Source organism: Kribbella sp. NPDC051587 (genome assembly GCF_044453945.1).
Lineage (GTDB): Bacteria > Actinomycetota > Actinomycetes > Propionibacteriales > Kribbellaceae > Kribbella.
Genome location: NZ_JBITDE010000003.1, coordinates 519,424 through 530,422 on the forward strand (window position 1 = coordinate 519,424; position 10,999 = coordinate 530,422).

Sequence of the window (10,999 nt, forward strand, 5' to 3'; positions counted from 1 at the left end):
CCATGACCACCGTTGATCGCGGGCCCGATACCAAACAGCAAGAGGGTCTGGCGGATGCGAAGGCGGCTGCAGCTGGGCTCGCATCCAGTCGGCGGCGGCGGCCGGGGTGGCGGCTCCTTCTCGGGCAGCCGTTGTTTGTGGCGGTGGTGCTGATTGCTTGGGCGGTGTGGCGGTCACAGGCGGAGTTGGACTCGATCGAACAGCGGCAGCTGGACTGGGCGCTGCTCGGCCGGCTCACCCTCGAGCACCTCGAACTGACGGTGGTGGCGACGGTCATCGTGCTGGCGATCGCCGTACCGCTAGGCATCGCGCTGACGAGGCCTCGGTTGCGGCGCGCCGCTCCGATCGTGGTGGCGTTCGCGAACGCCGGGCAGGCGGCGCCGGTGATCGGGCTGATCGTGCTGCTCGCGATCTGGCTCGGGTTCGGCTTCTGGACGGCGATCCTCGCGCTCTGCCTCTACGCGATCCTCCCCGTACTGCGGAACACGATCGTCGGCCTGCAAGGCGTCGACCGGACCCTGGTCGAGGCGGGCCGGGGGATGGGCATGTCGAACCGGTCGGTGCTCGGCCGGATCGAGTTGCCGCTCGCCGTACCGGTGATCATGGCCGGCATCCGCACCGCGCTCGTCCTCGTCGTCGGTACGGGGACCCTCGCCACCTTCATCGATGCGGGCGGCCTCGGCACTCTGATCACCACCGGCATCCGGCTGCTCAGATATCCGGTCCTGATCAGCGGCGCGATCCTGGTCGCCGCGCTGGCCCTGCTGATCGACTGGGCCGGCCGCGTCCTCGAAGAGGTCACCCGGCCGAGGGGGCTGCAGTGAAGAAGCTACTGGCCATCGCCATGACCCTCGTGCTGGCCGGGTGCGGCCTCGGCACCAGCGGCGGCTTCGTGCCGACCGGTTCCCTGAGCGGGCCGCTGAAGCCGACGCAACGGCTCGACGGGCTGGAGATCGGGATCGGCTCGAAGAACTTCCAGGAGCAACTGATCCTCGGCAAGATCGCGGCGATCCTGCTGCAGGCCGCCGGTGCCAAGGTGAAGGACCTCACCAACATGCCCGGCAGCGACACCTCGCGGCAGGCGATGCTGCAGGACCAGATCCAGTTCTCCTGGGAGTACACCGGCACCGCGTGGCTGTCGTACCTCGGTCACGACACCGGCATCCCGGACAAGCAGCAGCAGTACGACGCTGTCGCCAAGGAGGACCGGGAGAAGTACGGACTGATCTGGCTTAAGCCGGCACCGATGAACAACAGCTACGGTTTCGCCGTCACGCGGAAGACCGCCGACCGGCTGAAGATCAGCAAGCTCTCGCATGTCGGGTCGCTACCCGCGAAGGAACGCACCTTCTGCGTGGAGTCCGAGTTCGCGAACCGCAACGACGGGTTCGAGCCGATGCTCAAGCATTACGGCATCCCGCTCGGTTCCGGCGTGCCGCGGGACAACATCCGCACCCTCGACACCGGCGCCGTCTACGCCGCGACGAGCAAGGGCGACTGCCTGTTCGGCGAGATCTTCACCACCGACGGCCGGATCAAGTCGCTGGACCTCGTCGTACTGGAAGACGACAAGAAGTACTTCCCGGCCTACAACGTGGCCCCGGTCGTCAGCAAGAAGGTGCTGGACCAGTACCCGCAGCTGCCGAAGCTGTTCGAGCCGGTCTCGGACAAGCTGACCGACCAGGTGCTGATCGAGCTCAACGCCCAGGTCGACGTCGACGGACGCGAGCCCGCCGACGTCGCCATGGACTGGCTGGTGAAAGAAGGATTCATCAGCCGTGACTAGCGTTCTCCCGGGCACGCTTGGGGAGCAGCCAGGTGACGGCCAGGCTGAGGATGAACAGGCCGATCGCGACCAGCACGGTCGTCTTGGCGGCGCCGAGGAAGGCGTGTCCGGGGAGCAGCTGGAAGAACACCGTGCCCAGGACGGCGACGCCGATCGCGCCGCCGTACTGCTGCATGGCGGTCAGTACGCCGGAGGCCGAGCCGGCGGCCTCGTCGTCGATCGAGGCGAGGATGATGTCGAACAGGGGCGCGAAGACCATGCCGGAACCGATGCCGCAGGCAAGCATCGCCGGGACGAGGTTCCAGACCGTGGTGGCTGCGCCGTAGTGGTGCAGGGTCAGCCAGACGCCGCCCATCGCCAGGGTCATCACGGCGACGCCGAGCTGGAGCGCCGTACGACCGAGCTTCGGTGCGAGCAGTCCACCGGACAGCGGCGCGCCGATCGCGATCCCGAGCGAGAACGGCACCATCGAGAGGCCGGCCTTGAGTGGGCTGTAGTGCAGTCCGAGCTGGGTGAACAGGTTGAGCACGAGCGTGAACCCGGACATGGCGAGGAAGAACGTGGTGATGACGGCGAGGCCCGCGACGTACCCACGGTTGCGGAGCAGTGAGGGGTCGATGACCGGGTTGCCCGAGCGGCGTTCGCGCCGGACGAAGAGGGCGAAGACCGGGATCGAGGCGATCATCATCGCGATCGACCAGGCCGGCCAGCCGAGCTCGCGGCCCTGGACCAGCGGGTAGATCAGCAGTCCGGAGGCGAGGCTGACCAGGAAGACGGCGGCCGCGTCGAGTCGCCGGGCACCGGCGGTCTTCAGTTCGGGCATGAACCGCAGCGCGCCGAAGACCGCGAGCAGGCCGATCGGGACGTTGATGAAGAATATCCACCGCCAGCCCTGACCGAACCAGTCGGCGCTGATCAGGACGCCGGCGAGGATCGGGCCGGCGACCGCGGACAGGCCCATCACCGGGCCGAACAGCGAGAAGGCCTTGCCGATCTCGTGCGGCGGGAAGACGGACTTCAGGATCGCGAAGCCCTGCGGGATCATCACCGCGCCGAGCAGGCCCTGCGCGACCCGGCTGCCGATCAGCAGTTCGGGGGAGGTGGCCAGCCCGCAGAGGGCGGAGGCGAGGGTGAAGCCGGCGGCGCCGATCAGGAAGAGCCGGCGGCGGCCGACCAGGTCGCCGAGCCGGCCGAAGGTGATCAGGCCGATCGCGAAGGCGAGCGTGTAGCCGGCCAGCATCCACTGCATCGCGGACTCGGACCCGCCGAGCTCGGCCCGGACCGAAGGCGCGGCGATGTTGACGATGGTGGCGTCGACCAGGTCCATGATCTCGGCGACCAGCACGGTGGCCAGGACGATCCAGCGCCACCGGTACGCCGTAGTGGTGGTCGCCCCGGGCTCCGGGGCGAGGGTTGAGGTGCTCATCGATGGCTCCAAAGAAATCGAACGGTGTTCGTCTACGATCACTGTTCTACGTGCGAACGCCGTTCGTGTCAAGTACAGTGTTCGCATGAGCCAATCCCCGTGGCAGCCGATCAGTCCGCCCAAGCCTCCGCGTCCGGCCAAGGAGCCGTTGACCCGGGAGCGCATCGTGGACGCCGCGATGCGGCTGATCGTCGAGCACGGGTACGACGCGGTCTCGATGCGCAAGATCGCCCAGGAGTTGGGCACCGGCCCGGCGTCTCTCTACGCGCACGTGGCGAACAAGGGTGAGCTGGACCAGTTGCTGGTCGATCGCGCGGCGCAGCAGATGCGGCTCGGCGACGCGCCCGACCCGGCGCGCTGGCAGGAGCAACTGAAGGACTACCTGCGCGAGATGCTGCGGGTGATGCGGGCCAACCCCGGCGTCGCCCGGGCCGCGATCGGTCAGGTGCCGCTCGGTGAGCACGCGATGCTCAGCACCGAGAAGCTGCTCGGAATCCTCAAGGCCGGCAAGCTGCCCGACCAGGCCGTCGCCTGGGCCGCCGACCTGCTCCCGCTCTACGTCACCGCGGTCTCGTTCGAGGAGACCGTGCAGAACGCCACCAACTGGACCCCCGCCGACGTCGAGCGGTTCGTCGGTGAGATGCGGGTGTTCTTCACCAAGCTGCCCGCCGACCGGTTCCCGATCACTGTCGCCCTCGCCACCGCGCTGACCGCGGGCGCGGCCGGCGACGAGCGGTTCGAGTTCGGCATCTCCGTCATCACCGCAGGTCTGGCTGCCTTGGCCGTCAAGGACTGAATCTCCTTCGTTGCGTGTGGCAACTGTGTCAAGTGGGCACCTGGTCTAGGCCAAAGCTGCCGCAGCACACTGGAGGAGACCCGTGGAAGCCCAGGCCAAGACGCCGCCTGACGTGCTGCGGAAGGCGATCGCGGCCTCCGCGATCGGCAACGCGACCGAGTGGTTCGACTACGGGATCTACGCCTACGGAGTGACCTACATCTCCGCGGCGATCTTTCCCGGTGACGCCGAACGGGCCACACTGCTGGCGCTGATGACGTTCGCGGTCTCGTTCCTGGTCCGGCCGCTCGGCGGTCTGGTCTGGGGCCCGCTCGGTGACCGGATCGGGCGCAAGCGGGTGCTCGCGATCACGATCATCCTGATGTCCGGCGCGACCCTGTGCGCCGGGCTCGTGCCGTCGTACCACTCGATCGGGCTGTGGGCGCCGATCCTGCTGGTGCTGCTGCGGATGATCCAGGGCTTCTCGACCGGCGGTGAGTACGGCGGCGCCGCCACCTTCATGGCCGAGTACGCGCCGAGCCGCCGCCGCGGTTTCCTCGGCAGCTTCCTCGAGTTCGGCACGCTGTCCGGCTTCTCGGCCGGTGCCTTGCTGATGCTCGGGTGCTCGCTGGTGCTCGGCGACGACGCGATGCACGCCTGGGGCTGGCGGCTGCCGTTCCTGGTGGCGGCCCCGCTCGGCCTGATCGGCGTCTACCTGCGGTCGCGCCTCGAGGACACCCCGGTGTTCCGCGAACTGGAGGCGCAGGGCGAGGCGCTCGAGGAGACCAGCACCCAGTTCAAGGACCTGATCGCCGGCTACTGGCGGCCGATCCTGCGGCTCGGCGGCATGGTGGTCGCGCTGAACGTCGTCAACTACACCCTGCTCACCTACATGCCGACATACCTGGAACACGAGATCGGGCTGAGCTCCGACCAGTCGCTGATCGTGCCGATCATCGGGATGCTCGCGATGATGGTGATCGTGCCGTTCGCCGGCCGGATCTCCGACCGGGTGGGTCGCAAGCCGTTGTGGTGGTTCTCGCTGGCCGGGCTGTTCGTGTTCGGCGTACCGATGTTCCTGCTGATGGGGACGGGGGTGGCCGGCGCTGCCGTCGGGTTCGCGGTGCTCGGCCTGCTCTACCTGCCGCAGCTGGCGACGATCTCGGCCACCTTCCCGGCGATGTTCCCGACCCAGGTCCGGTACGCCGGGTTCGCGATCGCCTACAACGTGTCCACCTCGCTCTTCGGCGGCACCGCACCGGCTGTCAACGACTGGCTGACCGCGAAGACCGGCAACGCGTTGATGCCGGCGTTCTACATGATGGCCGCGTGCGTGGTCGGTGCGATCGCGCTGATCAAGGTCCCGGAGACCACTCGCTGCCCGTTGAACGGCACCGAGACCCCCGGTACGGCGGACGCTCCGCCGCCCGTCGCTCTGGAGGCGGAGCCTGCGAAGGCCTAGTGCTCGACGCCGTCCGACTGGATCAGCCGCGGCACCCGGGGCCGTCGTACCTCTTGCTCGTAGTCGGCGCGATGCGTGGCGACGATCGCGCGGAGGTCGGCCGGCGAGCGGAGGTCGCGCAGGTCGAGGAAGAACACGTCGGTGGGGGAGTCGAGGCGGCCGGCCGCGACCAGTTCCGCGCCGACCTGGCGGAGCTCGCGGCGCGCCGCAGCGAGGACGCGCACCAGCAGGTGCTTCGGCAGCTCGCGCAGGCCGGCGAGTTCGCGGGTACGACGCAGGGCGAATCGGACGATCCGCGCGCGCAACGGACTGACCCGACGTACCAGCTCGGCGATCTTGGCCTCGGCCGCCGCCGTACCGGCCTTGTGCTGGAGATCGGGTGCGAGCGCCGGGTCGGTCTGCTGGAGGTAGTTGGTCAGGACGCCGACGAGGTGGGTCGGATCCTCTGACCAGCGCGGCAGGCCGAGGTCGATCTCGGCGACCGCGCGATGCCCGTGCTCGCCGAGGAAGTCCGAGAGCCCGTTCTGCGCGACCCGGGGCAGGGCGCCCGATCGGTAGCGCTCGGCAACGATCTCGGCCGGTTCCGCGAACGCTTCGACCGACGCCTCGTCGGCGCGGATCCGCTGCGCGAGAGACCACAGCGCGAGGTCCATCTCGGTGGTCACGTTGTGCGGCAGGCCGCGCAGAACGGTCTGCAGCTCACCCGGTTGGGCGGTCTTGCCAAGCACCTTGCGCGCGACCGCCAGCATCAGGAAACCGGCGGCAGGTGCGGGAACCAGGCGCGGCAGCAGCGGGAGGGCTTTGGTACGCAGCAGGTGTTCGACGAAATCCAGTCGGGCGGTCGCCGACCGCGATGCCGCTGCCAGCAACATGTCCAGTCGCCGGGAGGTCCGCCGTACCTGGAAGTGGGCGAGGGCCGGCGAGGCGATGGCGGCCAGCAGACGGATGGGCGCACCGCTGCGGAGCAGGACGCGGGCGACCCGGCCGCCGACGTCGCGACGCGACGAGGTCAGTACGGCGAAGTGGGGGTCCTCGGAGACCTCTCGCAGTACGGCGGCCGACCGGGCGTCCATCACGTCGAACACGCGCGGCACGATCGCGCGCCCGGTGGTGCTGCGGATCGCCGGGGTGAGGTCGACGAAGGGTCGCTGCGCGGCCTCGGTGTACGCCGGTGAGCCGTCGCGCGGATCGTTCACCGGGCTCCCGAGCAGCTCGGCGGCCGACGTACTGAGGAGCCGGAACGCGGCCAGCCCCATCGGGGTGATCGGTTGCGTCAGACCTTGCGCGAGACTCAGGCAGAGATAGATCCGCGGACTTGACCCGTCCATCCGTTGCGGCGGAACCGGGTAGAGCGTGGTGACCGGCCGCACCTGCGTCAGCCAAAGCTTGCCCTCGGCATCGAGTGCCCACTCGATGGCCTGCGGCGCACCATAGTGATCCTCGACCTGTCCACCGAGCGTCGCGAGCGCACGCACCTGCTCGTCGGTCAGGCAGTCGTGGACGAGCGTCCGATCGCGGATCGCGCCGCTGGCCGTGTCGACGACGAACTGGTCCGGGTCCACCGCACCCGAGACGAGTCCAGGCGTCGCGTCGATGACGGCCTCGTGGCGGCGGCCGGTGACCGGGTTCGCGGTGAAGAGCACGCCTGCGGCCTTGGCGTCGACCGCCCGCTGGACCGGGAACCCCGCGCTCCCGAGGGCGACGCCTTCCGGGCCGATCGCCCAGTCAGTCATCTGCGCCCCTTCCGAGCAGCCGGACGGCGGCCAGCACATAAGCCCGGGCGGCGATCGCGAGCTCGGCGATCGGCACGGACTCGTCGGCGCGGTGCGCCTGATGGGCGACCGATCCCGGCCCGAGTACGACGACCGGGATGCCGAGGTCGCGATCGACGTACCCGCCGTCACAGGCCGCGCCCCAACCACCCAGCGGGACATCCGGACCACCGGCTTCGCGGCGAGCGGCCTCGGTGATGCTGACCAGCTCCGCATCGGCGGGAGTCTCGAACGGCGGCATCTCCATCGGCATCTCGAGATCGACCGTCAGGCCGCGCTTCTCCAGGTGCAGGGCGGCGACGCGATCACGCAGGTCCTCGAGAACGGCGGCCGGGGACTCACCAGGCAGCAGCCGACGGTCGGCGACCACGACGCATTCGGCCGGCACGATCGAACCACCCGTACCGCCGTTGATCTGACCCACGCTCCACGTGGCCGGGCCGATCAGCGGGTGCGGGTTCGCGGCCAGCTCCGCGTGCAGGCGCTCGATCTCGGTGATGATCGCGGTCGCGCCGTAGATCGCGTTGGCGCCGTCCTGCGCGTTGCCGGCGTGGACAGCGCGCCCGTGCACCGCGACCCGCAGATAGGAATCGCCGCGCGCCGCGATGATCGTCTGCAGATCAGTGGGCTCAGCGGTGATGCAGCCCAGATAGGACCGAGCGCTGTCGCGGACGAAGGCTCGGATGCCCTTCCCGGTCTCCTCCTCGTCGACGACGGCCGCGAGCTCGACCGGCCCGCTCAGCTCGATATCCCGCAACACGGCGAGGGCCGCCACCGCGGCAGCGAGCCCGCCCTTCATATCGGAGGCGCCCCGCCCATACAGCCGGCCGTCGCGGACCTCGGCGCCGTACGGGTCGGTTGTCCACCCTTCACCCACCGGTACGACGTCTGTGTGGCCGAGCAGGAGCAGTCCCGGCCCGGTGCCGTTGCCGACGGTCAGACTGATGTTGTCCCGTCCCGGCTCGACCGTCGTGGTGGTCACGGTGAGACCGAGCTCGCGGCCGACCGCCGCGAGCACGGCGACGGTCGCGGCCTCCTCGCCGGGCGGGTTCTGGCCGGTCGCCCGGACCAACGCCGTACAGACCCTGAGCAGCAGGTCCTCGTCGATCCGGGCGAGCAGACGCTGTTCGTTGGCGGTCGTCATACCGCCAACCCTAAGTCAGCGAACCGGCGAGTAGTCGTCCCAGACGACGCTGTTCCCGGCGATGTAGGCGCGGAAGCTGAAGGTGGCGGCCGAGGACCACGGGACGAACTTGTTGATCGCCGGGCGGTAGTTGCCGGCCGCGGTGGTCAGCGTGTAGGTGCCGCGCGACTTGCTGACGGTCAGGTCGACGGCGGAGACGTACTTGTTCATCCGGTTGAACGTGGCCAGCTTCGCGACCGTGTTCCCGTCCTTGTCCTCGCCCGAGCCGTCGTCGGTGTCCCCGGTGAAGGTGACGACGCCGACCGGCGAGATCTCCGCACCCGTTCACTCCGAGACGATCGTGACCTCCGACGGCGCGAAGGACACATTGACTTGACCGGCCACAGTCATCTGACCGTCGGCGACCTGGCAGGTGAAGTCGACCGCGTGCGGTCCGTCGAGCCAGCGAACGGAGACCACCACAGCTTCGCCGTCTCCGTGGGCGCTGGTGACGATTCGCCCGGTTGCCGTCGCGGTCTCACGCCACTCACCCGGTGTGGGGCCGAAGCTGACCGGCTCACTGCTCTCCGGACCGTACGTGTGGAAGGTCAGCGACCCGGTGCCGTCGGCATCCCAGCGCACGGACTGGAGGAACCCCGGGTTCTCGCCGAAGCTGTACGTCTGCCCGTCACCGGCCTGCGGAACGGAACCGGTCGGGGCCGGCAGCTCCAGCCGCTCGGGCCGCGCCACGAGCGGGACCTCCTTGCCTTCGAGCGCCGGCAGCAGGTGGTCCCAGAACACGACCTGCGCCGCCTGCATGTCGGAGGAAGCACTCGTCACGGCGAGGACAGCGTCGTACTCGGGGATGACGATGATGAACTGGCCGAAGGCACCGTCGGCCCGGTAGGTGTTGTGCCGCCCGCGCCAGAACTGGAAGCCGTAGCCCTGTTGCGCATCCGGGTTGCCCTCATGGGCATTCGACACCTGCTTGGCGGTCGCGGCCTCGACCCACTCGGCCGGGACCAGCTGCTTGCCCTCCCAGACGCCGTGTTGCAGGAGCAGTTGGCCGAACTTCGCCATCGACTCGGTGCTCAGGCTCAACCCCCAGCCGCCGAACGTGATGCCCTCCTTCGAGGATCCCCAGGTCGCCTCGGTGATCCCCAGCGGCTCGAACAGCCGCGACTGCAGATACTCCAACAGCGTCTCGCCGCTGACCTTCTGCAGAATCGCGGACAGCATGTACGTCGCGCCGCTGTTGTAGACGAACGGCGCACCGGGCTCGTGCTCGACGTCGAGACTGAGGAACCCCCGCACCATCCGATCGTCCCGCTGCAGCTTCTGAACGGTGTCCTCGGCATGGCCGGTGCTCATCGTCAGCAGGTGCCGCAGCGACATCGCGGCCAGGTTGTCACTGATCGTCGCCGGCAGATCCTCCGGCCCGAAGAACGACACCACCTTGTCGTCGATCGAGAACAGCCCGGCGTCGACGGCCAGCCCGATCGCGGTCGAGGTGAAACTTTTCGAGACCGAATACAGCAGGTGCCGATCGGTCAGCCGGTACGGCGCCCACTCCGCCTCCAGCACGATCACACCGTGCCGCACCAGCGTCACGGTATGGAACTCCTGATCGGATTCGTCGAGCGCGGCGACGAACGCGTCGAGCGACGCGGCGGATAGACCCTGGCTGTCCGGGGTATTGCGTGGAAGGCTGCTCACCTCACTCACGCTATCTCCCCGGACGGACAAAATCAGTTGAGTTCTCTGCACGCGGCCGTGATCGTCAACCCGATCAAGCAGGCCGACGTCGACGCATTCCGTCACACAGTCGGGGAGGCCTTGACCGCGCACGGGGTCGGCGCCGTCTCCTGGTTCGAAACCACGGCGGACGACGCCGGGGTCGCGATGGCCCAGGAGGCGATCGCCGCGGCCGTCGACCTGGTCGTGGTGGCCGGCGGTGACGGCACGGTCCGCGTGGTCTGCGCCGAGCTCGCCGGGACCGGGATCGCGGTCGCCGTGCTGCCGGCCGGTACCGGCAACCTGCTGGCCCGCAACCTCGGTATCTCGCTGGAGATGGAGACCGCGCTCGACGAGGTCCTCGGCGGCACCGAACGCGAGATCGACAGCGTGCGGATCTCCGGCGACGACCTGCCGGACGACCGGTTCGTGGTGATGGCCGGGCTCGGGCTCGACGCCGCGATCATCGACGACGCCCCGGACGACCTGAAGAAGCGGGTCGGCTGGGCGGCGTACGTGATCTCGACGATCAAGAACCTGAACCACCCGGCGTTCCGGCTCGAGCTGACCGTCGACGACCAGCCGCCGATCCGCCGGCGCGCCCGCACCGTGGTGATCGGCAACGTCGGCACCCTGCAGGCGAACATCCCGCTGCTCCCCGACGCGCAGGCCGACGACGGCCTGATCGACGTCGTCATCCTGGCGCCCAAACGGATCAGCCACTGGCCGCGGCTGGTCCTCAGCCTGGTCGTCAAACGCTGGCGGGAGCGTGACATCGAACGCTTCACCGGCAAGCGCATCCAGGTCCGCAGCGACCGGACCACCCGCCGTCAGCTGGACGGCGACATGATCGACCCCGGCCGCATCCTCACCGCCGAGGTGGACCCGTCGTCCCTCCTCGTCCGAGTCCCGAAGGGCTAG

General features: G+C 69.1%; 10 protein-coding genes. 5 read left to right on the forward strand and 5 right to left on the reverse strand.

The features are described 5' to 3' along the window. The first annotated feature begins 2 nt into the window (after positions 1-2). Positions 3-824, forward strand: a complete 822-nt coding sequence (locus tag ACIA49_RS14610; protein WP_396377641.1) for an ABC transporter permease — start codon at positions 3-5, stop codon at positions 822-824. After that, positions 821-1,786, forward strand: coding sequence for a glycine betaine ABC transporter substrate-binding protein (locus ACIA49_RS14615; protein ID WP_396377642.1), 966 nt, complete (start codon positions 821-823; stop codon positions 1,784-1,786). Before ACIA49_RS14610 ends, ACIA49_RS14615 begins: the two co-directional genes overlap by 4 nt. Here ACIA49_RS14615 and ACIA49_RS14620 read toward each other — a convergent pair. Continuing rightward, on the reverse strand, positions 1,773-3,212 hold the full coding sequence (locus tag ACIA49_RS14620) for an MFS transporter (RefSeq protein WP_396377643.1): 1,440 nt from the start codon (positions 3,210-3,212) through the stop codon (positions 1,773-1,775). The genes ACIA49_RS14615 and ACIA49_RS14620 overlap by 14 nt on opposite strands. Before the next feature lie 85 nt (positions 3,213-3,297). On the opposite strand from ACIA49_RS14620, the gene ACIA49_RS14625 reads away from it, so the two are divergent. Together ACIA49_RS14625 and ACIA49_RS14630 are read left to right on the forward strand one after the other, a co-directional pair. Then, the gene (locus tag ACIA49_RS14625) at positions 3,298-4,008 is read left to right on the forward strand and encodes a TetR/AcrR family transcriptional regulator (protein ID WP_396377644.1); all 711 of its coding nucleotides are present in this window, start codon (positions 3,298-3,300) and stop codon (positions 4,006-4,008) included. 82 nt (positions 4,009-4,090) lie between these two features. After that, the gene (locus ACIA49_RS14630; RefSeq protein WP_396377645.1) at positions 4,091-5,449 is read left to right on the forward strand and encodes an MFS transporter; all 1,359 of its coding nucleotides are present in this window, start codon (positions 4,091-4,093) and stop codon (positions 5,447-5,449) included. On the opposite strand, the gene ACIA49_RS14635 is transcribed toward ACIA49_RS14630, so the two are convergent. The 4 genes from ACIA49_RS14635 to ACIA49_RS14650 form a co-directional block, all read right to left on the reverse strand. Continuing rightward, positions 5,446-7,182, reverse strand: a complete 1,737-nt coding sequence (locus ACIA49_RS14635) for a PEP/pyruvate-binding domain-containing protein (RefSeq protein ID WP_396377646.1) — start codon at positions 7,180-7,182, stop codon at positions 5,446-5,448. The genes ACIA49_RS14630 and ACIA49_RS14635 overlap by 4 nt on opposite strands. Continuing rightward, positions 7,175-8,365: a M20 family metallopeptidase gene (locus tag ACIA49_RS14640; RefSeq protein ID WP_396377647.1), complete on the reverse strand. Its 1,191-nt coding sequence runs from the start codon at positions 8,363-8,365 to the stop codon at positions 7,175-7,177. Before ACIA49_RS14640 ends, ACIA49_RS14635 begins: the two co-directional genes overlap by 8 nt. Before the next feature lie 15 nt (positions 8,366-8,380). Continuing rightward, positions 8,381-8,575: a hypothetical protein gene (locus ACIA49_RS14645; protein WP_396377648.1), complete on the reverse strand. Its 195-nt coding sequence runs from the start codon at positions 8,573-8,575 to the stop codon at positions 8,381-8,383. Positions 8,576-8,689: 114 nt separating this feature from the next. Next, positions 8,690-10,060 carry a serine hydrolase domain-containing protein gene (locus tag ACIA49_RS14650; RefSeq protein ID WP_396377649.1) on the reverse strand — a complete coding sequence of 457 codons (1,371 nt, stop codon included), beginning with the start codon at positions 10,058-10,060 and terminating at the stop codon, positions 8,690-8,692. 36 nt (positions 10,061-10,096) lie between these two features. On the opposite strand from ACIA49_RS14650, the gene ACIA49_RS14655 reads away from it, so the two are divergent. Continuing rightward, positions 10,097-10,999 carry a diacylglycerol/lipid kinase family protein gene (locus tag ACIA49_RS14655; RefSeq protein WP_396377650.1) on the forward strand — a complete coding sequence of 301 codons (903 nt, stop codon included), beginning with the start codon at positions 10,097-10,099 and terminating at the stop codon, positions 10,997-10,999.

Bases quoted from the DNA above. Each gene is read 5' to 3' on its own strand.
- ACIA49_RS14610 (WP_396377641.1), top strand. From the start codon at position 3: ATGACCACCGTTGATCGCGGGCCCGATACCAAACAGCAAGAGGGTCTG.
- ACIA49_RS14620 (WP_396377643.1), bottom strand. From the start codon at position 3,212: ATGAGCACCTCAACCCTCGCCCCGGAGCCCGGGGCGACCACCACTACG.
- ACIA49_RS14625 (WP_396377644.1), top strand. From the start codon at position 3,298: ATGAGCCAATCCCCGTGGCAGCCGATCAGTCCGCCCAAGCCTCCGCGT.
- ACIA49_RS14635 (WP_396377646.1), bottom strand. From the start codon at position 7,182: ATGACTGACTGGGCGATCGGCCCGGAAGGCGTCGCCCTCGGGAGCGCG.
- ACIA49_RS14640 (WP_396377647.1), bottom strand. From the start codon at position 8,365: ATGACGACCGCCAACGAACAGCGTCTGCTCGCCCGGATCGACGAGGAC.
- ACIA49_RS14645 (WP_396377648.1), bottom strand. From the start codon at position 8,575: ATGAACAAGTACGTCTCCGCCGTCGACCTGACCGTCAGCAAGTCGCGC.